Origin of the sequence: Endozoicomonas sp. G2_2 (genome assembly GCF_017744135.1) — a bacterium.
Taxonomy (GTDB): domain Bacteria; phylum Pseudomonadota; class Gammaproteobacteria; order Nevskiales; family Salinisphaeraceae; genus Salinisphaera.
Genome location: NZ_JAGHQU010000003.1, coordinates 272424 through 294369 on the forward strand (window position 1 = coordinate 272424; position 21946 = coordinate 294369).

Annotated in this window: 18 protein-coding genes; 8 read left to right on the forward strand and 10 right to left on the reverse strand. The window is 63.1% G+C overall.

The window, feature by feature from the left end; all coding sequences use genetic code 11:
• Positions 1-112: 112 nt before the first annotated feature.
• Together J7355_RS05400 and J7355_RS05405 are read right to left on the reverse strand one after the other, a co-directional pair.
• The gene (locus J7355_RS05400; RefSeq protein ID WP_209060632.1) at positions 113-664 is read right to left on the reverse strand and encodes a lipocalin family protein; all 552 of its coding nucleotides are present in this window, start codon (positions 662-664) and stop codon (positions 113-115) included.
• Between the two features lie 90 nt (positions 665-754).
• The gene (locus tag J7355_RS05405; protein WP_209060633.1) at positions 755-3193 is read right to left on the reverse strand and encodes an EAL domain-containing protein; all 2439 of its coding nucleotides are present in this window, start codon (positions 3191-3193) and stop codon (positions 755-757) included.
• 287 nt (positions 3194-3480) lie between these two features.
• On the opposite strand from J7355_RS05405, the gene J7355_RS05410 reads away from it, so the two are divergent.
• The 4 genes from J7355_RS05410 (at position 3481) to J7355_RS05425 (ending at position 7799) form a co-directional block, all read left to right on the forward strand.
• Complete coding sequence (locus J7355_RS05410; protein ID WP_209060634.1) at positions 3481-4833, forward strand: HAMP domain-containing sensor histidine kinase; 1353 nt, start codon at positions 3481-3483, stop codon at positions 4831-4833.
• Complete coding sequence (locus J7355_RS05415; protein ID WP_209060636.1) at positions 4826-5872, forward strand: response regulator; 1047 nt, start codon at positions 4826-4828, stop codon at positions 5870-5872. The genes J7355_RS05410 and J7355_RS05415 overlap by 8 nt, the downstream gene beginning before the upstream one ends.
• 333 nt (positions 5873-6205) lie before the next feature.
• On the forward strand, positions 6206-7474 hold the full coding sequence (gene cqsA, locus J7355_RS05420; RefSeq protein ID WP_247739784.1) for an alpha-hydroxyketone-type quorum-sensing autoinducer synthase: 1269 nt from the start codon (positions 6206-6208) through the stop codon (positions 7472-7474).
• 118 nt (positions 7475-7592) lie between these two features.
• Positions 7593-7799, forward strand: a complete 207-nt coding sequence (locus tag J7355_RS05425) for a hypothetical protein (protein WP_209060637.1) — start codon at positions 7593-7595, stop codon at positions 7797-7799.
• Between the two features lie 124 nt (positions 7800-7923).
• Here J7355_RS05425 and J7355_RS05430 read toward each other — a convergent pair whose 3' ends face one another.
• From J7355_RS05430 to J7355_RS05450, 5 genes are all read right to left on the reverse strand, one after another.
• The gene (locus J7355_RS05430; protein ID WP_209060639.1) at positions 7924-9381 is read right to left on the reverse strand and encodes a sodium:alanine symporter family protein; all 1458 of its coding nucleotides are present in this window, start codon (positions 9379-9381) and stop codon (positions 7924-7926) included.
• 289 nt (positions 9382-9670) lie between these two features.
• Entirely contained in the window at positions 9671-10714 is a 1044-nt protein-coding gene (locus J7355_RS05435; protein WP_209060641.1) for a putative solute-binding protein, read from the reverse strand.
• An 83-nt stretch (positions 10715-10797) separates the two neighbouring features.
• Positions 10798-11844, reverse strand: a complete 1047-nt coding sequence (locus J7355_RS05440) for a putative solute-binding protein (RefSeq protein WP_209060643.1) — start codon at positions 11842-11844, stop codon at positions 10798-10800.
• Between the two features lie 84 nt (positions 11845-11928).
• Positions 11929-14058, reverse strand: coding sequence for a TRAP transporter large permease subunit (locus J7355_RS05445; RefSeq protein WP_209060645.1), 2130 nt, complete (start codon positions 14056-14058; stop codon positions 11929-11931).
• Positions 14058-15077 (reverse strand): hypothetical protein, encoded by a 1020-nt coding sequence (locus tag J7355_RS05450; protein ID WP_209060647.1) that lies wholly within the window; start codon positions 15075-15077, stop codon positions 14058-14060. The genes J7355_RS05445 and J7355_RS05450 overlap by 1 nt, the downstream gene beginning before the upstream one ends.
• 362 nt (positions 15078-15439) lie before the next feature.
• Here J7355_RS05450 and J7355_RS05455 point away from each other — a divergent pair, with 362 nt between their 5' ends.
• On the forward strand, positions 15440-16639 hold the full coding sequence (locus tag J7355_RS05455; protein ID WP_209060649.1) for an NAD(P)/FAD-dependent oxidoreductase: 1200 nt from the start codon (positions 15440-15442) through the stop codon (positions 16637-16639).
• Positions 16640-16768: 129 nt separating this feature from the next.
• Here the strand turns inward: J7355_RS05455 and J7355_RS17660 are convergent, their stop codons facing one another.
• Positions 16769-16906: a hypothetical protein gene (locus J7355_RS17660; RefSeq protein WP_247739785.1), complete on the reverse strand. Its 138-nt coding sequence runs from the start codon at positions 16904-16906 to the stop codon at positions 16769-16771.
• On the opposite strand from J7355_RS17660, the gene J7355_RS05460 reads away from it, so the two are divergent.
• Complete coding sequence (locus J7355_RS05460; protein WP_247739786.1) at positions 16905-18071, forward strand: lytic murein transglycosylase; 1167 nt, start codon at positions 16905-16907, stop codon at positions 18069-18071. The two genes, J7355_RS17660 and J7355_RS05460, sit on opposite strands and share 2 nt — an antisense overlap.
• Before the next feature lie 55 nt (positions 18072-18126).
• On the opposite strand, the gene J7355_RS05465 is transcribed toward J7355_RS05460, so the two are convergent.
• A complete protein-coding gene (locus J7355_RS05465) occupies positions 18127-19110 on the reverse strand; it encodes an aldo/keto reductase (protein WP_209060653.1) in 984 nt (327 codons plus the stop codon).
• Between the two features lie 139 nt (positions 19111-19249).
• On the opposite strand from J7355_RS05465, the gene J7355_RS05470 reads away from it, so the two are divergent.
• A complete protein-coding gene (locus tag J7355_RS05470) occupies positions 19250-19840 on the forward strand; it encodes an exopolysaccharide biosynthesis protein (RefSeq protein ID WP_209060654.1) in 591 nt (196 codons plus the stop codon).
• Here the strand turns inward: J7355_RS05470 and nei are convergent.
• Positions 19833-20675 carry an endonuclease VIII gene (nei, locus tag J7355_RS05475; RefSeq protein ID WP_209060655.1) on the reverse strand — a complete coding sequence of 281 codons (843 nt, stop codon included), beginning with the start codon at positions 20673-20675 and terminating at the stop codon, positions 19833-19835. The genes J7355_RS05470 and nei overlap by 8 nt on opposite strands.
• Positions 20676-20844: 169 nt before the next feature.
• On the opposite strand from nei, the gene J7355_RS05480 reads away from it, so the two are divergent.
• On the forward strand, positions 20845-21429 hold the full coding sequence (locus J7355_RS05480; RefSeq protein WP_209060656.1) for a YceI family protein: 585 nt from the start codon (positions 20845-20847) through the stop codon (positions 21427-21429).
• Positions 21430-21946 lie beyond the last annotated feature (517 nt).

Here is a 21946-nt window from a genome sequence, read left to right on the forward strand (position 1 = left end):
CCATTCGTCACGCGGAGACGTTTGTTCAGTGTCCTCGCCGGTCACGACGATTCGCGGGCGGTAGGCGCGGCGACCGGTAGCCCGGCCGCCGGTTGCGCATCACCGATAGCGATCAGCCGTCGTCGCGCTGGTCGAGCGGCTGCTGGGGCACCTTGCGCAGCTTCGATGTGTCGTAGCCGTAGTCGGCGACCTTCTGTACGAGCGAATCGTAGGTCGCGTCGTCGATTTGCGGCGTGCGCGCCATGATCCACACGTAATCGCGCTTGTCGCGGGCGACGATGGTGGTCTCGTAGTCGGCGTCGACATAGGAAATGAGGTATTGCATGCGCATCACCCAGTAGAAGCGCATGGCCCAGACGGCGTTCTGGGTGTTTTCGATCACGGTGCCGGTGGGTTTCATCGTCTTCGGTTCGCCGTCGAAACCGCCTTCGCGATAGGTGAAGGTCGTGGCGATCTTGCCGGGTTCGGTCTGCTCGTAGCGTTCGATCGAGTTGTAGGCGTTCTCGGTCACGCTCGGCGGGATATGCGCGATCACATACCACTTGCCCATATAGCGATCGAGATCGACCTGCTCTTCGACCGGGAAGTTGTCGGCCGGCATCACGCTGCAGGCTGCGAGCAGGCCGGGCGCACACAGGGCGATCAGTTTCTTGAGACCGGACATGATCTGTTCTCTGGTTCGAGGCATGACCAGAGCTTACGCGACTGCAGGCCAGCGCGGATTCGGTATTGCCACGGAGAACGACGCCGGCGATCAGCGCGCGCGCACGATCCGCTGGCGTGCGCCGATACTGCTCGACAGCATCTCGAACGGAATCGGGCGCGCGACGTGATAGCCCTGCGCGTAGTCGATGCCGATCGTGCGCAGCGCATCCAGCAGTGCGCGCGACTCGACGTGTTCGGCCACGGTGAGCAGGCCCATGGCCTGGCCGACCTGGTTGATGGCCTCCACGATCGAGCGTTCGACCGGGTCCTGCAGAATGTTGGAGACGAGCTTGCCGTCGATCTTGATGAAGTCGGAGGGCAGGTTCTTGAGATAGGAGAACGAACTCAGACCGCTGCCGAAATCGTCGAGCGAAAACCGGCAGCCCAGCGCACGCAGGGAGCGGATCAGCTCGCCTGCCCGCCGCGTGTTGGTGACCGCGGTGGTTTCGGTGATTTCGAATACCAGGCGGCGCGGGTCGACGCTCGAGGCTTCGATCAGGCCACGCGCGTAGTCGACGAAGTGTTCGTCGGTGATCGATTGGCCGGAGATATTGATGCTGTAGTGCTCGATCGCCGCGTGGTCGTCGCCGGCGGCGGCGATCAGTGCCACGGCGCGCTTGAGCACCCAGCGGTCGATGCGGGCGGCGACGTTGTAGCGTTCCGCGGTGAGCAGGAAGTTCTGCGGCGAGAGAATGGCGCCGTCGCTGTCGCGCATCCGCAGGAGCAGTTCCACGCCGCAGCGGCTGTGGGTGCGCTGGTCGATGGGCTGGATGATCTGGGCGAACAGTTCGAAGCGGTCGTTGTCGAGCGCTTCGCTGATCTGCTGCATGCGCTGCATGTCGCCGTGGCGCGTGAGCGTCTCGTCGCTGTCGCCGCGATAGATATAGACCTGGTTGCGGCCTTTTTCCTTGGCCAGATAACAGGCGGTGTCGGCGCGGCGCAGCAATTCCGTCGTGCTGACGGCCTCACGGTCGATGGCCGCCACGCCGATACTGGCGCCGAGGCGAAACAGCTTGTCGTTCCACCGAAAGCGGAACCGGTCGATCTCGGTGCGTAATGCTTCGGCCTTGATCTTGGCATCGGTGAGCGACAGGTGACACATGATCAGCCCGAATTCGTCGCCACCGAGCCGGGCGAGCGTGTCGCCGACACGGATCTGGCTCGAGATCTGATTGGAGATCTGGCGCAGCATTTCGTCGCCGGCGTCATGGCCGCAGGTATCGTTGACCAGCTTGAACTGATCGAGGTCCAGATAACACAGCGCGTGGTGATGTCCTTGGCCTGTCTCGGCGAGAAACTCACCGAGCAGGTGCTCGAAGGCGCGGCGGTTCGGAAGGCCGGTCAGCAGATCGTGATTGGCCTGATGGGCCAGTTCCCGCGAGATCTGCTGCAGGCGGGTGATGTCGTGCAGCACGATGACCGTGCCCACCACGTGCTGATGGCTGTCGCGGATCGGCGAAATCGTGACCTTGACGGTATGGCCGGTAGTCTGGGGCGCGCGATCGTAGAGGGTCAGATCTTCGTCGCGTTCCTGGATGGTGCCGGTGTTGAGACAGGCCTGAACCAGGCCGTTTGCGGTGATGTTGCGATCGTTGTCGACGACATTGCACAGGGTGTCGAAATGTTCGCCTATGGCATCCGCCGTGGGCACGCCCAGCATCTGTTCCGCGCGCGGGTTGAGGTAGTCGACCTCGCCATGAGCATTGGTGGTGATGACCGCATCGCCGATCGATGCCAGCGTGACCTGGGCGCGCTCCTTCTCATCGTCGAGCGCATGTTGGGTCTCGATCAGCCGGGTGCCGTCACGACAGACGCCTTCGCTGCCGATGGGCTGGCCATGCGCATCGTCGATACGACGCGAGGAAATCAGCAGCCAGGCGATGCTGCCGTCGCGCCGGAATACGCGCGTGGGGTGGCGGCGCAGTTGCGGACGTTCGAGCAGCGCCGGCTCGTCCTTTTCCGGGTCGGCCAGCAGGTCCCGCAGCAGCCGGCCCTCGAGTTCGGCGGGCCGGTAGCCGAGCATGTCGTTGACCGTATCGGTGATCCAGCTGATCCGGCCGCTGCTGTCGGTGTGGTACAGCACGTCGGTCACGTTGCGCAGCAGCCGCTGTACGCGCTGGTGGCGTACCAGCAGCTTGTCGCGATATTGCTGTACGCGATGCACGAGATTGTCGACGGTGGCAACCAGCTGGGAGTCGGCACCCTCGAGCGGTACCGACGGGCGCGGGCGGCTGTCGCCGGCCACGTCGATGTTCTCGAGCCAGGTCACGAGGGGGCTGATCATCCGGGCCCGGTCCGGATGCGTGGCACGCAGGCCGATCCAGCACAGCAGGATGGCTGCCAGGCTGGTGAAGGTCTCGATTGCGATAAGCAGTCCCAGGGCGAGCGCGCCGGGCTGACACGCAACCGTGAGACTGGCGATCTGTCCGGCCAGTACCGTTGCCAGCGCCAGGCGGATCGCCAGCCGGGGGTTTCGCAGCGTCTTCATCTCGCGGCGCGACGTGGCCCGCCGAGCGAGTGGGCGTGCGGATGCCGTGCGGGCGCTGGCCGGCGAGCGGACATGGCGGTTTGATATCTCCCCGGGTCGGTGAACAGCCGCATTGAGTATAACCTTGCGCGCGAGATAAATAATCCGTGACCCCTGGTCATGCGGTCGATGCTACGAATTCAGGCCGTCGGCGTATAGGATGAACCGAGAGTTGGGACGTTTTGACTTCGTCGACGTGACATGTCGAATTTGCTGAGGGGACGCGCCGGGTGTTTTTTTCCCGATCAATGACGTTGAAGACACCGCGTACGCCAGAAGCCTGGCGGCGGCTGCGCGTACGTCTGGCGGCTTCACTCGCCCAGAGTACGATCTACTCACGCGCCAATATGCGGATGTTTGCCATCGTGGCGATTATCGGCCATCCGCTGTATTACCTGTGCTGGACGGAATTTCAGCCCCAAGGCTTCGAAAGCGCCTGGCTGCGGGCTTTCAGCGTGCTCATCGCCATACCCATGCTGTTCGAGCATCGATTGACCCGCCACGATTTCTGGCGCCGAAAAGTGACGCTTTACTGGTTTTTCATCGTCATATATCAGCTGCCATTCTTTTTTATATTCATGTCGCTGATGAACGAGTTTGCGACCGTATGGGCGCTGTCGACCATGGCTGCCTGTCTGCTGATGGTGCTGATCGTGTTCGACTGGCTCATGATTCTGGTCATGGCGGCCCTGGGCGCAGGCGCTGCCTGCGCCGTTTACGAACTGGTCGGCGGGGATCTGTCCGCGCAGTCCAGCGAAGTGTTGCCGCTGGTGCCGACCTATATCTTCGCGATCCTCGCGGGCAGCGCGTTCAACTACAAGACCGAGCTGGTGGCACGCGAGAAGCTGTCGGCCATCACCTCGGCCGTTGGGACGATGGCGCACGAACTGCGCACCCCGTTACTGGGCATACGCAGCGGCGCGCGCGGTTTGCAGAATTATTTGCCGTCGATCTTCGAAGGTTTCGAGATGGCGCGCGATGCCGGGCTCCCGGTCAAGCGCATTCGCACCGCCCACTACCGGCAGATGCACGCGGTTCTGGATCGCATCAATGCGGAAACCGAATACACCAATGTCATTCTCGACATGCTGCTGGTGAATTCGAGCCGTACGACCATCGACGAGACCTCGTTCGAGGTCACGCGCGTCGGCGCCTGCGTGGCAGCCGCGCTGGAGCGCTATCCGTTCCATTCGGCGCGGGAACGTGAACGCGTGCACTGGGAGCAGGGCGCCGATTTCGCCTTTTTCGGCTCGCAGCTGTTGATGGTTCATCTGCTGTTCAATCTGCTCAAGAACGCGCTCTATTTTCTGGCCCAGGCCGGGGATGACGACGGTGTCATCCGTATCTGGACCGAGCGCAGCGGCGCGGGTGCGCATCGTCTGCATTTTCGAGACACCGGCCCGGGCATTCACCCTGATGTGCTGCCGCGAATATTCGAACGGTTCTACTCGGCGATGCCGCGCGGACAGGGTACGGGCATCGGCCTGGCCTTTTCGCGTCTTGTCATGGAAAGCTTTGGGGGCGATATACATTGTCATTCGGCGCAGGGCCGCTACACCGAGTTCGTGATGACTTTCCCGGCGGTGGAACGCGATGACTGATACCCGTCTTGCGCCCTATTTTCATCCGACGCAGATCGTGCTCGTCGACGACGACATCGACTTCCTGGGTAACCTGAGCCTGCAGCTCGAGGCCGATCTGCCGTACCTGCTTTTCGACTCGACCCACAAGGCGCTCGGTTATATCAACGACCGTGACAGCGAAGCACCGTCACGACAGCGCTTCTTCAATTTCGATAGCCGGGGTACGGGCGGTAATGTGATAGGTGCGGCCGGTCATCGCGAAGTCAGCCTCGATACGGCGGCACTCGCACGGGAAATGCACTTCACCAACCGGTTCTCGCAAATCTCGATCGCCATGGTCGACTATGCGATGCCGCAGATGAATGGCCTGGAGTTCTGCCGCAAGATCCGCAATCCGCATATCAAGAAGATTCTTTTTACCGGGGTCGCGACTGAGACCGAGGCCGTGGATGCCTTCAACAATGGCGTGATCGATCGTTTCATCCGCAAGAACGAACACAGCGTCTACGAACTGCTCAATCGTACGATTCGCGAGTTGCAGCATGCCCATATTCTCGACACCTTCACCGCGGCCAGCGATGTCTTCGATGTCGAGGTGCCGGCGCTGCTTTGCGACGGCGCGGTCGAGAACCTGCTCAAGAATCTGAGGCCGCGTTACGAGTTCGTCGAGTATTACCTGGCCGATGATCCGTCGGGCTTTTTGCTGGTGGATGGTGACGGCGGACTCTATCGTCTGGTGATCGTCGATACCGCGGAACAATCGGCGCTCGCTGAGCGTGCAGCAGCCAATGGTGCGCCTGCCGACTGCCTCAAGCTGTTGAACACAGGCGACAATCTGCTTGACCCTACGCTGCTGATTGCGGCGCATAGCGTCACAAGTGACCCCTGGCGTCAGTGGAAGTCGCATATCCGGCCTGCGACTCGGTTGGAGGGTAAGCGCAGTTACCGCTGGGCGGTGTTCGATTCGGGTCAACCGGACAGCGGCGTCGTGCCGCCGAACGCGACCTTCAATCGCTATCTCGAATGGCTGGATACGGTCGGCTATTCGCTGATGTAAGCGCGTCCCGGGGTCCGCCCGATTGTGGGTGCGACACTGCCCGGGTTCTGATGGCCCTTGCGCCATAGGCGTTTTCCCGCCCGGTTGAACTCGGCGATTGATCGGACCCGCTGCGAGCTGGGCAGCTGTGCTGGGCACGGCTGGCCAACGTGTGGCAACTCACTGGCTTATTGGGAAAAAAATACTTTTCGAAGTAATTGCCTAGCCCACTTGTACGAAACGAAATTTTGTTATACGTAGGATATGTGAAATGTATTTTGAGTGACAAAAATTGTCAATTCGAAATATCACAATTCTTCTTACATTATTTCACGCCAACGACATGGGTTTGTCATGACTAATTCAAATATATCCAGCTGTTCGCCGCTTCGTCCGACGGCCATGCCGGAGCCGGATTTTCTGCGCATGCACGTGGATCATTATTTCCGCGAGCGCGTCGAGAAGACCTGGAAAGGGGGGCATATCATGCACGGCCGTCAGCCCGGCCCGGATGCCGTGCTGATGGTGACCAACGACTATCTCGATCTCGCTAACCATCCGGAGGTTCTCCAGGCACAGATCGACAGCCTGCGCGGTTCCGACAACACGGTCGTGATGTCGGGCGTCTATCTGCACGGCGACAGCCCGCAGCTGCACCTGGAGCGCCGCATGGCCCGCTGGATGCGCATGGAGTCCAGTCTGCTGTGCCAGTCGGGCTATGCCGCCAACGTCGGCCTCATTCAGGCCATCGGCGCGCCGGGCACGCCGGTTTATGTGGACATGTTCGCCCATGCGTCGCTCTGGGAAGGCGTGCGCAGTGCCGGGCTCGAGTGGAAACCGTTCCGGCACAACGACCCGAGCCATCTCGAAACCATGATCGAGCGCAACGGCCCGGGCATCGTGGTGGTGGACTCGATCTACAGCACCACGGGCAGCATTTCGCCGCTGGAGCAGATCGTGGATGTGGCGAATCGCCACGACTGTGTGACGATCGTGGACGAATCCCACTCCCTGGGCACCCACGGGGACCAAGGCCGCGGCCTGGTCGCAGGTCTCGGTCTGCAGTCGAAGGTGCACTTCGTGACCGCGAGTCTGGCCAAGGCTTTTGCTGGTCGGGCCGGTCTGATCGCCTGCAGCGAAAGACTGCGTCAGTTCATCAAGTTCAACTCGTTCCCGGCGATTTTCAGCTCGTCGCTGCTGCCGCACGACATCGCCGGCCTGTCCCGTACGCTTGATCTGATCAAGGGCGCGGACCATGAACGCGAGCGTCTGCATGCCAACGCGGCTTATCTGCGACGCCATCTCGATGCGTTGGGGTACAACGTCGACAGTGGCCAGGCCCAGATGATTGCGCTCGAATCCGGCACCGAGGAGCAGACCATCGTGCTGCGGGATGCGCTCGAGTCGCGCGGGGTGTTCGGCTCGGTGTTCTGTGCGCCCGCCACGGCCACCAAGCGCGCGCTGATCCGGCTCTCGGTGAACTGCAACCACAGCTACGCGCAGCTCAGCCATGTCATCGACGTGTGCGCGGAGATTCGCGAAGAAGTGGATCTGGCGAATTGGCCGTCGACACGGCGCGCGAAGAAACAGCGTCGCTCGGCTGCCGCACAGGCCGCAGCCTAGGTGCTGTCACGAGCGCCCGGTCGTGGGGTGATCGGGCGCTCGCACTTCGTACGGGTCGGGAATGTTTGTCGTCTGTGCCTGTCCGAGACTCAGGACTTCTCAGTATTAGGCAGCAGACATGGCCAATCTGGAAAAACTCAGCCGTGATACCGATACCAGCGTCGCGATCCTGCGCGCGATCGTCGAGCAGCGCGGCGATAAGACCGACACGATCCTCGAAGCGCTGGAAAATCCCGAAGATTTCGACGCCATCGTCACGCGTGCCCGCGAGTATGCGCAGGACTCGGATGCAGCCCTGCGCTGGCAGGGGCGCGAGATTCTCTAGCACCGCGGGCCGACGCAAGCACCCCGCCGGCTCGTCGCCGGCGGGGCATGTCGCATTGCAATCGGTCGCGAGATCGCGCTGATCGGTTTCTAGGCGCCGGCCAGCGCGTCATGCACGGGTGCGATCAGTCCCAGATGCCCGGTTCGACCTCGTCCGGTTTTTTCAGCACCTGGCGGTTGAAGACTGGCTCGTCGATACCTTCGCCGCGTTGGCGTTCGTAGTCCTTGAGCACACGCAGTGCGATGGGGGCGAGGAATATGATGGCGATCAGGTTGGTAGTGGCCATCAGCCCCATGGCCAGATCGGCGAAATCCCATACAAAGCCCAGCGTGGCGACCGACCCGATCATCACCATGGCCAGCACTAGGGGACGCAGAATCGCGATCGCCTTCTTGTGGTGCCTGCCAGCCAGATACTCCAGATTGATCTCGCTGTAGGCGAAGTTCGCCAAGATGGACGTATAGGCGAAGAACAGGATCGCGACCGCGATGAAGCCGACGCCGAAGCCGCCCAGGTGGTCCGCCATCGCGGTCTGGGTCAGCTGGATGCCCTGCATGGACTCGCCGCCACCACTGGCAAGCATCTGGTCGTAGACACCCGAAAGCAGAATCACCACCGCGGTGCAGCTGCAGATGATCAGCGTATCGATGACCACGCCGAATGCCTGCACCAGCCCCTGCGCCGCCGGATGGTTCACCTCGGCCGTGGCGGCCGCGTTAGGTGTCGAGCCCATGCCGGCCTCGTTCGAGAACAGGCCGCGCTTGACGCCGTTTTCCATGGCGACCTTGATGGTATAGCCGACTGCGCCGCCGACCGCCGGGCCGAAGCCGAAGGCGCTCTGAATGATCAGCCACAGCATGCCGGGCACTTCGCTGTAGTTCGCGATCATCACGTAAACCGCGACGAGAAAGTAGCCGATGGCCATGAGCGGGACGATCTTTTCCGCCACGCGTGCGATCGAACGCAGACCGCCATAGATCACCACCGCCGCGAGCACAACAAGCGCGATGCCGGTCACCCAGGTCGGCACGTCGAAGGCGCCTTCCATGCCCTTGGCGATGGTGTTCGCCTGCGCGCCGGAGAAAGCGAAGCCGTAGGCGATGATCAGGAACACGGCAAACAGGATGCTCATCCATTTCTGGCCGAGTGCGCGTTCGATGTAGTACGCCGGGCCGCCGCGATAGACGCCGTCTGCATAGTGGATCTTGTAGACCTGACCGAGGGTGCATTCGACGAATGTCGTCGCCAGGCCCACCAGCGCCGTCATCCACATCCAGAACACCGCGCCCGGGCCGCCTACCCACAGGGCGAGCGCCACACCGGCCAGGTTGCCGGTGCCCACGCGCGCCGCCAGCGAGGTGGCGAGCGCCTGAAAGGAACTCACGCCCTGATCGCTGCTGCGGCTGTCGAACGTGATCCGCACCATGTGGCCGAGCATGCGGAACTGCATGAACCGGGTCATGATGGTGAACCCGATGCCCGCACCGAAAAGCAGGTAAAACAGGATGTATGACCAGATGAAGCTGCTGACAGGTGTCATCACGGCATAAATGCCCTGTTGCAGCGTGTCGAGTAATTCCATCGCTTCGGTCTCCCTGCGTTAATTCGTCATCGGCTCACGGCCGGGTGCACAGCGCCGTGCCTGGGCAAGCGCAATAGATCGGGCGATCTGCGTTTGTATTGGCGGTATCGCCGGGGCGCTGTCCAGGCCGGCATTGCGGGTGGGTGCGTCGATTGCACGACTCATGCCATGTGCCGCGCGCGCCGATGCCGTACAGCGCGTGCTGCCGGCGAACAGGCCGCGATCTTTATTTGCCCCCATGACCCCGCGAGCCTACGCCGCGTATGCGCTTAACGCCAGTGCGTTGCGCTCAGCCGTTCACGGCGCCGCCTTCGGTCGGCCGTGAGCATTCGGCGAGGCCAGGGTCATCGGCACAACGAATCTTCTTGAGCAGATGCTGCATGCGGTGGTCGTACCACTGTTCTTCCCAGAGCCGCTGCCGGATCTCCAGCAGCATGCCGCGATACTTGCTCTCGCGCTCGCCGCTGATATGGACCCAGTATCGATCGGGAATTTCGGCATCCGCCTGTCGGATACGCGGCAGAATGCGATCCCAGGCCTTGTTCGCCGCCCATCGTCGCGATTCGGCCGCGAAACCGGCAGGAAAGCGGTCGCGATGGATGACCATCTGGGCCGAGAGCATCCCCAGCACGAAGTCGGCGACACCGCCGTCTTCGCCGAGGCCGCGGTATAGCTCGAGGGCGTTGTAGGCGATGGCCGGCGCATAGGCCATGTCGACGCTGTGGTTGTTGAACAGCGGGCCGAAGCTGGCGATGGTCGCGGGCACGGGCGAGGCGCCGGCCACGTTCGCGACCACGCGCGCCTGCTTGTCGTAGCCGATCACGGCGACCTTCTTGCCGGCCGCGGCCTCGAGGCTGTCGAGAAAGCGCCGGTCGCGCGAGAACAGATAGACCTTGCCGCCGGGCACGACGCCGGCGACTTCGTATCCGCCGTTGCGCATCAGATCCGCGGCCTTGTCGCTGGCCATGACACGAATCGCGGTATGCATCTGGTCGTAGGTCTGGAGCGCGCCGACCATGTCCAGGCTGCCGGCGAACGGCACGAACTGCTTGGCGCGAATACCGGTAAGGCCGACGGCATCGCAGCGCCCGGACTTGAAGTCGTTGGCGGCCACGCCTTCGTCCGTATACGGGCGGAGGTCGAACTTCACGCCGGCCTCGCGTGCCATGACGACGTAATCCTGGAACTGCTCGATGACGGCGCCGCTGGCTCCGACCGGGTCGTAAACACAGATCGAACGCTCGACCACGTCGTCGGCAACGGCGCTGTTCATACCGAGCGCGGCGAGGATTACCAACGCGAGCGGCCAGCGGCAGCGAAATGGAAAGGGCATGGCGGGCTCCGTGGGTCTCAACGAAAAAGCCCGTCGTGCACGCTCATGCACGACGGGCTGAAAGGTCCAGGGTCAGGCCGCGATCAGTTGACCGGGCCGCCCTCGCTTTCCTGGCTGCATTCCGCCAGCCCGCTGTCGGTCGAGCAGCGAATCTTCTTGAGCAGGTGCTGCATGCGGTGGTTGTACCAGCCGTTGTCCCAGAGATCCTGACGGGTGTTGCGGAACATCTCGCGATAGTTCGCGTCACGCTCGCCGGAGATATGCACCCAGTACTTGTCCGGAATGTCGCTGTCGGCGCTTTCCACGCGACGCAGGGTGGAGTCGAACATGTTGTTGAACACCCACTCGCGCGACTTCTGGCCGAAGCCGTCGGGGAACTTGTCCTGGTGGACGACCAGCTGACCCGAGAGCATGCCGAGCACGAAGTCCGCGATGCCGCCTTGCTCGCCCAGGCCCTTGTAGAGTTCGAGCGCGTTGTAGGCGAACGACGGCGCATAGGCGAGATCCACGCTGCCGTTATTGAACATCGGCCCGAACGAGGCGATGGACGCACCCACCGGCGATGCGCCGGCGACGTTGGCGAGCGTCGAGGCCTGCTTGTCGTAGGACATCACCGCGATCTTCTTGCCGGCGATGGTATCCAGGCTTTCCAGATACCCCTTGTCGCGGCCGAACAGGAATGCCTTGCCCAGCGGCACCACGCCAACGACTTCATAGCCGTCCGACTGCATCAGATCCGCCGCCTTCGGGCTCGACATCACCTTGATGGCGGTCTTTTCCTGGTCATAGGTCTGCAGGCCGCCGGCCATGTCGAGGCTGCCGGCGAACTTCACGAAATGGATCGCGCGCACGCCGGTGATGCCGACCATGTCGCACTTGCCCGCCTTGAAATCGTTGGCGGCCACGGCTTCATCGGTATAGGCACGGGTATTGAACTTGATACCCCATTCGCGCGCCTGCACGACGTAATCCTGAAAGGACTGGTAGATAAAGCCGTTCGCGCCGATCGGGTCGTAGATGCATAGCGAGCGGGTTTCTTGCGCCGCAGCCGGCTGCATCGCGCTGCCGAGCAGGGCAGCGGCGCCAACAGCGACCGCGCCGAGATAGGACGTCATTTTTCTGGGTAGCATGGGGTTTCTTCCTCCGGAGTGATCTTCAGAACATGCTGAAGGTTTGCTTTTCGGGTTACGCGCGATCCTGATCGAGCGGACGCATCAGAACAGCTCCATGAAGATGAGCGGCACGAAGGCGACCAGCAGCAGCGACGACGCGAGTACCGTGATCGGCAACAGCAGGGCTTCGTGGCGGCGCCAGAAGCTGGGATCGTCGGCGACCTCGGCCTTGGCGGCCTGGATTTCGGCGTCGCCCACCACCTGACGGGTGAGCAGCTGGTTGAGCGCCACGGGCGGGCTGAGATAGCCCAGCTCGAACGCCACCAGCACGATCATCCAGAAATGCACCGGATTGATGCCGTTGTGATAAGCCACCGGCGCCAGCGTGGCGCTCACCAGGATGATGGCGCCATACGGCTCCATGATCATGCCGATGAATACCAGCATGATCACCAGAAGGCCCGTGGCGTACCAGATGTTGCCCAGATCCTCGGGGAACAGTTCCATCACGCCCGAGCGTTCCATGACCCCGCCGAACACGATGGACAGCACCATCAGCATGAGCAGCGCGCCCAGCAGCATGGATGTATCGGCGGTCGAGGAGCGCAGTGCGTTCCAGAAACCGGCCGGCACGTGATCCGGCGCCTTCGCCTGGCCGCGGTCGGCCTTGTAGATGGCGTCGTTGTACAGCCGCTTGGCCCGCCAGCGATCGTAGCCGAGCAGGGCGATGAGCATGATCGGCAGAATCACCGGCGCCGAGAACTCGTTGAAGCTCTGGCCCAGCAGGCGGGTATAGATCAGCACTACCACCACGCCGATAACCACGTAGGGAATCAGCGGGCCGATGGCCTCGCGCATTTTCGGCAGCGCGGTGTCCGGCGTGGCGATATAGGGCTTGCTCTTGCGGGTGAGGTACACGAAGCCCGTGAAGATGATCGCGGTGAGGGCGAACACGTACATGCCCCAGCCGAACAGTTGATCGGTGGTCACCTGCCGGTTGAGTGCGGCGATGATCACCACCATCAGACAGGGATTGAGCACTACGCCCATGCTGCCGGACATCGCGGTCGACGCCACGGCCAGCTGGCGATAGGCCCCGGCAATACGCAGCTCCTGGTAAATCACCGCACCGATCGCGAGCACGAAGATGCCCGATGCGCCGGTGTAGGCGGTTGGCCAGGCCGAGGCGAGCACGACGAGGATGACCACGAACTCCGGGCGCATGTCCCAAGAGCGGAACAGGCCGAAGATCACCTCGGCGATACGCGTGTGCTTGAGCATCATGCCCACCCACACGTACAGACCGATGCCGGTGTAGAGATCGGCAAAGCGGATCATCTTCGTCAACTGGATCGCCGGCCCGGCGACATAGCCTTCGGTGACGAAGAAATAGACGATGCTGACGAGCGCGAGCCAGCAGTACAGCGGCACGCTGAGCGATGCATGAAATATCGAGCCGCCCGGCGTGGCGGTTTCCGGAACACGGAAACTGCGATACGTGGCGACGATGGCCAGCGCGATGAAACCGATCAGCCAGAGCAGGTTCAGGCCGAAATCACCGCCGGAGTCGAGCCGTAGCCAGACGAAGCCACTGACGGCCATGGCGAGGTTGGCCACGATCTGTGCCGCCGAGCTCACCCGATAGTCGAGCCGTGATTTGGGCGCGCGTAGCCCGATCTGCTCGTTGAGTGCCGTGGCGATGAAGCCGCCGAGCATGATCAAAAGCACCAGAATATAGGCCTGGAATCCCTGGCCCATCTGGTTGATACGGCCCATACTCAGCTCGAGCGTGCGATAGGCCCGCAGCGTCGAGGTGGCCGTCATTTCACTGTTGTATTCGTAGCGCTCGTAGCTGGCCCGGCACTGGTCGCGCTGGCTTTCCAGCGAGCGACGCTTGGCCTCCGGATCGGACGGGCCGGCATCGAACAGGCTGTCTGCGTCGGCCGTGCTCGACTGGCTCTGCTCAAGGCGCGCATCGATGTCCAGGTCCGGGTCGCATGTCGGTTCCGACATGTCGTAGCGGAGCGTGTTGTAGTTTTGCCAGATTTCGCCGCCCAGGCTCAGGAGCTGCCCGTGGATGAAGGCGCTGGTGCCGAACAGGATGGCGAACAGCAGCAATACCGCAACGGGGAGGGTGATCAGCCAGTTACGGCCTGCGCTGTATGTCGTGGACATATCGCCGGCGTGCGGGTCGGCGGCTGCCGACCCGCTGGACGTGTTTTCGCTATTCATCAGTTAAGAAAGCTTCCGGCGTCGAAGTTGGTGTCGTCGTTCTCGTCTTCGTCGCCCGGGAAGTCACCCAGCGAGAGGAAGGGCGTGCGCTGGCCGGTCTCGCGGGTCCAGATGCGATCGGACAGATACAGCGCCTGGGCGTAGGCGATCTCCGACAAAAGCACGTAATCCTGGGGTGTATCCCCGGCGTTGTAGATCCTGGCGACCTGGCGGATGCCTTCCTTCTCACGTGCGTCGTTCGACTGCCCGAAGCCCGCGATCGCATACAGCGTCGCCGGTAGTGCCATGCCCTTGCTTTCGCCGTAATCGGCGGCTTCCTTGAGCTGAGCCCAGGGATCCTTTCCGTCCGGCGTGGTGCCGGGAACGCTCAGCCATACCACCGCCTGAAGCGCGTTCGGCACGCCCCACCATTTCTCGTTGTCCATGCATGTCGTGGCGCGGCCGGCCTTGGCAGCCACGTCCTGCGGCACGCCGACACTGCTCGAAGCCTGAATGTCGCTCAGCAGGGCCTGCACCGAGGTGAGCGTACCCACCATGAATTCGAGCTCCTCGGTATCGCTGCCATACGACGGGCATTCTCCGTCACCGAACTCACCGAACGCATCCACCGTGTCGCGATAGACCTGGTAGCGGCGCAGGGCCGTGCGGCGGAACAGACGCTGCGATTCGACGCGCGCATCGCGGGCTTCCTCGGTCTCGCCGTCGCGCAGCGCGCGGGCGAAACGCAGCTGCTGTTCCTGTGCCTGCGTTTCGGAACAAAGCCCGGCGAGCAGGTTCGTGGTCAGTAGCACTTTCGACGGACGGCCGATCACGCGCTCGAAGGAGGCGAGCAACTGATGCTGACCCATGCCGGTGCCACAGGCGGACAGGTCCAGGTCGCCGCTGCCCAGCGCGTAGGGCACGACTTCATCCTGGGCATAATGGGCGAGTACATGACCGGTCGGCTTGTAGATGAGCCCACAGCCGCTCAGGCCAACCAGGAGCGCTGCCAGTATCGGCAGCGATAGTCTTTTCAGCATGGCGTTCTCGTCCTCCTTCGGATTGTTGTAATCGTTCGTTTCCCGCACTGCGCAGCCATGGCTGTGCTTTTATTATGTTGGCGTCGATCTCTCCTGAGCGTCGTCCGCCGAATGCCGCCGGTCGTGGCCCGGCTTACCCGGCTTTCACCACGATATAGGTCGACAGTTCGGGAAATATATCTTTTACGCGGGACGAAACCAAGTCTTGGCCACCGCGGCGCGGTCAATGTAACCGACAACGATTTGCCGGATTCAGAAGGCGCGCGTAGCCTACCGCGAGATAACCCGATACAAAAAATTCCTTCTGCAACAGACATTCACATGGGGCGAACAGCCGGCGCGCGCGACCGTGGAAAACCGCGATGAACGCGGCTGCGAACTACGACGTCATCGTCCTTGGCGGCGGCGCTGCGGGATTGATGTGCGCGGCGGTGGCCGCGTCACGGGGCCGGCGCACCGTGGTCCTCGAGGGCAGCAAACGCTGCGGCAAGAAGATTCTCATGTCCGGTGGGGGGCGGTGCAATTTCACCAACGTCTACAGCACGCCGGAAAATTTTCTGTCGGCGAATCCGCACTTCTGCAAGTCGGCGCTGGCGCGCTACACGCCGGCCGATTTCATCGCGCTGGTGGACGCCCACGATATTGCCTACCACGAGAAGGAGAAGGGTCAGCTGTTCTGCAACAAGTCGTCCAGGCAGATCGTGACCATGCTCTTGGACGAATGCGCTGCGGCGGGCGCGCAGATTCATGTGCGTGCCGCGGTCGAAGCCGTCGAGCACGGCGCGGGCGGCTATGTCGTCGAGACCGACAAAGGCCGCTTTCGCGGGCAATCGCTGGTGGTGGCGACCGGCGGGTTGTCGATACCGAAAATGGGGGCCAGCGGCGTCGGCTATCGCATCGCGCGACAGTTCGGTTTGCCGGTGCGCGAGACGCGTGCCGCGCTCGTGCCGTTCACTTTTGCGGAAGGCCGGCAGGCGGCATTCGGTGCGCTGTCGGGCGTCGGCCTCGATGTCGAGGCCGGCTGTAACGACGCACTGTTCGAGGCGGGCATGCTGTTTACCCATCGTGGCCTGAGCGGGCCGGCCATGCTGCAGGTGTCCTCTTACTGGCAGCCCGGCGATAGCGTCGAAGTGGACTGGTTTGCGGGCGCGGACATAGAGACGTGGCTCGACGAACGCCGGAGCGCGCGACCCGATGCGCGACTGGCAACAATACTCGCGCAGCGTTTGCCGCGCCGTCTCGCCCAGTGTCTGTGCAACGAACTGGGCGCCGAGGGGCTCGGTAACCCGCGTCTGCGTCAACTCGACGACAGCGCCTGCACCACGCTCGCCGATCGGCTGTCGGCCTGGCGGTTCGTGCCCGACGGCACCGAAGGCTACCGCACGGCCGAGGTCACGATCGGTGGGGTCGATACCGACGCGCTGTCCTCGGCGACCATGGCAGCGCGGGACGTGCCCGGGCTCTACTTCATCGGCGAAGTGGTGGATGTGACCGGCCATCTCGGCGGCCACAATTTCCAATGGGCCTGGGCCTCCGCGCAGGCCGCCGGCGCCGCGGTCTGAAACGCCTCATATCGTCGCTGCGGGCATGGCGCGGTCGTGGCCGTTAATGACGATTGAATCCGCGCGCGGCTTGCCGGACACTGGCAACGCCCGCCCGATCAGACGCTCGACCATGCCGATTCAGCCCCGTCATCTTCTCGTGCCCGTGTTTTGTCTCACGGTGGCCGCATGCGCGTCCGAGCCCGTGGCGAGCGCGACATCGCAGAGCACGCCCACGAATACGGCGAACACGCCAGCCGCGACGACATCCGCGTCCGAGATGCGCATGTCAGCGCCGCCGGCCGCTGCGAGTACGGTTCGCGATAGCAACGGCTTCGATGCCTGGGTCAGCTCGTTTCGTCAGCGGGCAAGCGCGCGTGGCGTGTCGCGGCAGGTGCTCGACGAAGCCTTCGATCGCGCGACTTTCCAGCCGCGCATCATCGAGCTGGATCGTCGCCAGCCCGAATTCACCCGCGCGATCTGGGGTTATCTCGACAGTGCCGTATCGGACACGCGCGTGCGGCAGGGCCGGGACAAACTGGCCACCCACGATGCGATCGGTCGCGAAGTCGAGCGGCATTATGGTGTGCCGCGCACCATCATCGGCGCCATCTGGGGCGTGGAAAGCAACTACGGCGGCAATTTCGGCAGCTACGAAACCATCGACGCGTTGGCCACACTGGGCTACGACGGTCGGCGCACGCGATTTGCCGAAGAGCAACTTTATGCCGCGCTCGAGATCCTGGCCAACGGCGATATCGACCGCGATCGCATGCGCGGCTCCTGGGCCGGCGCCATGGGCCATACCCAGTTCATTCCCACCAGCTTCAACGCCTACGCGGTGGACGAGGATGGCGACGGCCGGCGCGATATCTGGAACAGCATCGCCGATGTCATGGGATCCACCGCCAATTACCTGAAATCCAACGGCTGGCAGCGCGGGTCCACCTGGGGGCGCGAGGTCGTGTTGCCGCCTAACTTCGACTATGCACGGGCCGAGCTCGATACCCGTCGCTCGACCGAAGCATGGCGCGCGGCCGGCGTGCGCGCTGTCGATACGCGTGGCCTGCCGGCGTTCGAGTCGGCGTCGATCATCGCGCCCGCCGGCGACCACGGACCGGCGTTCATGGTCGGCCCCAATTTCCGCACCATTTTGCGTTACAACAACGCCACCAGCTATGCGCTGGCGGTGGGCCTGCTTTCCGATCGGCTGGCCGGCCAGCCGGGCGTGCAGGGCGACTGGCCACGCACGCTCGCGAGCCTGTCACGCACCGAGATCCGTGAGATGCAGCGTCTTTTGAACCGGCTCGGCCACGGCACGGGCACGCCGGACGGCATTATGGGCCCGAACACCCGGGCCGGGCTGCGCGCGTTCCAGCGCGCCAACGGCATGATCGCCGACGGCTACCCCACCCACGAACTGCTCCGCCGGATCCGCGCCGCGGCCGGTTGATGGCGATGCGCCGGGCGCGCGGCCCGGCGTTCGTCGGTCCGGTCCCGAGGCCGTCCTAGTTGTGCCCGGCGATCGGGTGGGGCGCGTAGGGCGCTTCCAGTTTCTCCTTTTCGTCGGCGGTCAGTTGGATATCGATCGCTTCGATCGCCTGGTCGAGATGATGCGCCTTGCTGGCACCGACAATAGGCGCCGTGACCCTCGGGTTGGATGCCACCCAGGCCAGCGCGACCTGTGCCATGGCCGCGCCGCGGGCGTTCGCGACCTCGCGCAGCGCCTCGATCACCGGGGTATCGATCTCGCCGCCGAGCTGCCACTTGCGGGTGTTTTCGTCGGTCTTTGCACGGGTGCTCTCGCCGCCTTCGCCCTGGGTGGTCTTGCCAGCGAGCACACCGCGGGCGAGCGGGCTCCAGGGAATCACGCCCACGCCCTGATCGGCGCATAGCGGCAGCATTTCACGCTCTTCCTCGCGATAGACGAGGTTATACATGGGCTGCATGGTCACGAACGGCGTCCAGCCATTGCGCTCGGCAACCCGCTGGGCCTTGGCGAACTGCCAGGCATACATGGAGGACGCGCCGATATACCGCGCCTTGCCGGCTTTGATCACATCGTGCAGCGCTTCCATGGTTTCTTCGATGGGCGTGTCGTAGTCCCAGCGATGGATCTGATAGAGATCGACATGATCGGTGCCGAGCCGCTCCAGCGAGCCGTCGATGGCGGACATGATGTGCTTGCGCGACAGACCGCGATCGTTGGGCCCGTCGCCCATCGGCATGAAGACCTTGGTGGCGAGCACAAAGTCGTCGCGCCTGGCGTACTCGGTCAGCGCCTTGCCCACCACCCGCTCGGATTCGCCCCGCGAATACATGTCGGCGGTGTCGAAGAAATTGATGCCGGCGTCCAGTGCCTGCTTGAGGAACGGGCGACTGGCCTGTTCATCGAGGACCCATTCGCGCCACGCGGGCGTGCCGTAGGTCATGGTGCCGAGGCATAGCGGTGAGACTTTCGTGCCGGTTCGGCCGAGGCGTTTGTACTGCATGGCGGTTTCCATCCGGAAATATGTGCCCCATACAATAAACGACGTGTGCAACGCATGCTGTGAACGCGGGCCTCGAGCAGGGAACATCGCCCGCCCATGCTAGTCTGACGCCCATTCAGACCTTGCAAAGAAGCCCCGCATGGGCGAAGCCACGACACTCACCGCGCTGCTCGAATCGCTGGATTCGACGCCGAGCGACGCGGGCGCCAGCGATCGTCTGTCGATCGGCGAGATTCTCACCGTCATCGGCGAGCGCGGCTACGGGCCGCTGGTGCTCATGTTTGCGCTGATCGCGGCGCTGCCGACCGGTGCAGTGCCCGGCATTCCGAGCGTGTGCGGTATCTCGATCGCGCTGGTGTCCACACAGCTCGTGTTCGGAAAAGACTACCCCTGGCTGCCGGCCAAACTGCGTGAGCTGTCGATCGAACGCCACCGCTACAAGCAGGTCTCGCGACGCCTGATCCCCTGGACGCGGCGTCTCGACCGGCTGGTGCGTCCGCGCCTGCATATACTGGTCGAGGGCGCATCCACGCGCCTGATCGGCGTCGCCTGCGTCGCGCTCGGCGCCTGCATGATTCCGCTCGAGATCATTCCCTTCGCGGCGGCCGCGCCCGCGTTTGCCATTGCGCTCATGGGCCTGGGCCTGACCGGCCGCGACGGCTTCTGGGTACTCGCGGGGCTCTTGCCCGCAGGCCTGGCGGGCTATTTCGTGTTCACCCTCATCAACTAGCCGGCTGGCAGCGCGGGCAGCGATAGAGACGGCGGCCGGCAACGGTGTGCTTTTCGATCGTCGAGCCGCATTCGTAACAGGGCTGGCCGGCGCGCCCGAAGACCATATGTCGGCGGGCACCGAAACGCTTGCCCTGGGCTTTCAGGCGTTCGGCGCGCTGCGGATCGTTGGTGATGCCCTTGAGCCGGTAGGCGCGCTCGATCAGCACGCGGATGGCAGTGCTCAGACGTGCGCGTTCCGGGTCTGACAGCGTGCGTGGCTTGCGTGCCGGGTGCAGGCCCGCCTCGAACAGAATCTCCGAGCGTAGATAATTGCCGATGCCGGCAATGAACTGCTGGTCCAGCAACAGCCCGCCCAGCGCGCGGCCGGCGAAGCGCTTATCGTCGAGCCGGCGCGCGAGTGCCGCATCGTCGACCGACGTATCATTCAGCGGGTCCGGGCCGAGCTTCGCGAGATAGGGAACGTCTTCGAGCGCCCCGGGCCTCACCACGCGAATATCCGAAGCGCTATAGAGTCGCGCGGCGCGTTCTGCGCCGACGATGGCGAATCGCAGCTGTCGTCGCGTATTCGGTTGGCGATCGGCGCGGCCGATACGCCACTGGCCGTACAGCTGGTTATGGCTGTAGACGCACCACGGGCCGTCGTTGTCGCTCGCCGCAAAGAACACGAGCACTGCCTTGCCGCGTGCTTCGACTGCGGCAATGGGGCGGCCCGCCAGTGTCGGCTCGAATCGCTTGTAGCGCTCGAACGCAAAGAAAACCGAATGTGCCGGCCCGTGCCCGACGGCGCGATCGATATCGTCCACCATGCGCTTGATTTCCGGACCTTCGGGCATGCAGCAGCTCGTTCGACGAATGGAATGAACGGCGGTCTACGCCGGGTTGCGCAAAGCGGATGATGGCGGGTTCGCGAGTCGAGGCCGGTGCAATGCGCGTAATCGAAAATACGCTAGACTCGGATGCGTCGCCCGCCATGGGTGGATCAACCGCAAAGGAGTGATTTGGATGCACAAAATATTGCTCGGCCTGGCCTCGGCCGGCCTTGTCGCCGGCACCGCCAGCGCCGCCGAAACCTACACCATCGACCCGTCCCATACTTATGGCAACTTCGAGATCGGCCACATGGGCTTGTCCACCATGCACGGTCGTATCGACGTCACCGGCGGCGAGATCGTGATGGATCGTGACGGCGATACCAGCCGTGTCGAAGTCACGATGGATCCGGCCAGCGTGGATACCGGCCATGAAAAACGCGACGAGCATCTGCGCGACAAGGAAGGCTTCTTCGAGGTCGACAAGTATCCGGAGATGCGTTTTGTTTCCAGCCGCGTGACGTTCGACGGCGACGACGAAGCCACGGTCCAGGGCGAGTTGACCCTGCATGGCGTCACCAAGCCCGTTACGCTCGACGTCGACGATATCGTCTGCATGGTCAATCCGATGGATGACAAGAAATACACCTGCGGTTTTTCGGCCGAGACCGAGATCAAACGCAGTGACTTCGGCATGGACGCTTTCATTCCGCTGGTGGCGGATGAAGTCGAGATTCAGATCGAGGCTGAGGCCAACCGGCCGAACGACGCGGCCTGATTTCGTAGACAGGTCTTGGAGAGCCGGCGGTTCGGAAGAGCTGCCGGCTTTTTTGTGTGCGGTAGCTCTGTGTTCATTGGGTTAGAGGCTAACGCTTTGTAGTCGGAGGTCATGAGTGTTTGGGTCAACTGCGCGGGTGAATTTTTACTTGGGGTTTCGCGCTGCTGCGCGACTCACTTTCTTTTGCTTGTCCAAAAGAAAGTAAGCAAAGGAAAAGGACACCCTGTCTTGCGTCGGCGCTTTGCGCCGATGCCCTGCGCGGCTGCGGCCGAAAGAGGACAGCCGGAAACTCGCCGCGCTACGCGCGACTCAAACATCCGGCTGTCTTTATCTCTTTCGGCCTCCACTGCTCGGCGCTGCGCCCAAGGGGACCGAATACAGACTCAAGACCGGCTCGCTGACGCTTCGCCAAGATCGCAAAGCGATCTTTGGTCGGACAATGCCGCAGGCGAGTCCGACCGGAACGCAGCCAAACGCTTCAACGTCTACTCGATCACCATTTCAACTACAGAGGTTC

What these genes read in the sequence shown, in the direction of transcription:
- cqsA (WP_247739784.1), top strand. Translation starts at nt 6,206, where the DNA reads ATGACTAATTCAAATATATCCAGCTGTTCGCCGCTTCGTCCGACGGCC.
- J7355_RS05405 (WP_209060633.1), bottom strand. Translation starts at nt 3,193, where the DNA reads ATGAAGACGCTGCGAAACCCCCGGCTGGCGATCCGCCTGGCGCTGGCA.
- J7355_RS05435 (WP_209060641.1), bottom strand. Translation starts at nt 10,714, where the DNA reads ATGCCCTTTCCATTTCGCTGCCGCTGGCCGCTCGCGTTGGTAATCCTC.
- J7355_RS05470 (WP_209060654.1), top strand. Translation starts at nt 19,250, where the DNA reads ATGGGCGAAGCCACGACACTCACCGCGCTGCTCGAATCGCTGGATTCG.
- J7355_RS05440 (WP_209060643.1), bottom strand. Translation starts at nt 11,844, where the DNA reads ATGCTACCCAGAAAAATGACGTCCTATCTCGGCGCGGTCGCTGTTGGC.
- nei (WP_209060655.1), bottom strand. Translation starts at nt 20,675, where the DNA reads ATGCCCGAAGGTCCGGAAATCAAGCGCATGGTGGACGATATCGATCGC.
- J7355_RS05425 (WP_209060637.1), top strand. Translation starts at nt 7,593, where the DNA reads ATGGCCAATCTGGAAAAACTCAGCCGTGATACCGATACCAGCGTCGCG.
- J7355_RS05415 (WP_209060636.1), top strand. Translation starts at nt 4,826, where the DNA reads ATGACTGATACCCGTCTTGCGCCCTATTTTCATCCGACGCAGATCGTG.
- J7355_RS05445 (WP_209060645.1), bottom strand. Translation starts at nt 14,058, where the DNA reads ATGAATAGCGAAAACACGTCCAGCGGGTCGGCAGCCGCCGACCCGCAC.
- J7355_RS05460 (WP_247739786.1), top strand. Translation starts at nt 16,905, where the DNA reads ATGTCAGCGCCGCCGGCCGCTGCGAGTACGGTTCGCGATAGCAACGGC.
- J7355_RS17660 (WP_247739785.1), bottom strand. Translation starts at nt 16,906, where the DNA reads ATGCGCATCTCGGACGCGGATGTCGTCGCGGCTGGCGTGTTCGCCGTA.
- J7355_RS05450 (WP_209060647.1), bottom strand. Translation starts at nt 15,077, where the DNA reads ATGCTGAAAAGACTATCGCTGCCGATACTGGCAGCGCTCCTGGTTGGC.
- J7355_RS05430 (WP_209060639.1), bottom strand. Translation starts at nt 9,381, where the DNA reads ATGGAATTACTCGACACGCTGCAACAGGGCATTTATGCCGTGATGACA.
- J7355_RS05465 (WP_209060653.1), bottom strand. Translation starts at nt 19,110, where the DNA reads ATGCAGTACAAACGCCTCGGCCGAACCGGCACGAAAGTCTCACCGCTA.
- J7355_RS05410 (WP_209060634.1), top strand. Translation starts at nt 3,481, where the DNA reads ATGACGTTGAAGACACCGCGTACGCCAGAAGCCTGGCGGCGGCTGCGC.
- J7355_RS05455 (WP_209060649.1), top strand. Translation starts at nt 15,440, where the DNA reads ATGAACGCGGCTGCGAACTACGACGTCATCGTCCTTGGCGGCGGCGCT.
- J7355_RS05480 (WP_209060656.1), top strand. Translation starts at nt 20,845, where the DNA reads ATGCACAAAATATTGCTCGGCCTGGCCTCGGCCGGCCTTGTCGCCGGC.
- J7355_RS05400 (WP_209060632.1), bottom strand. Translation starts at nt 664, where the DNA reads ATGTCCGGTCTCAAGAAACTGATCGCCCTGTGTGCGCCCGGCCTGCTC.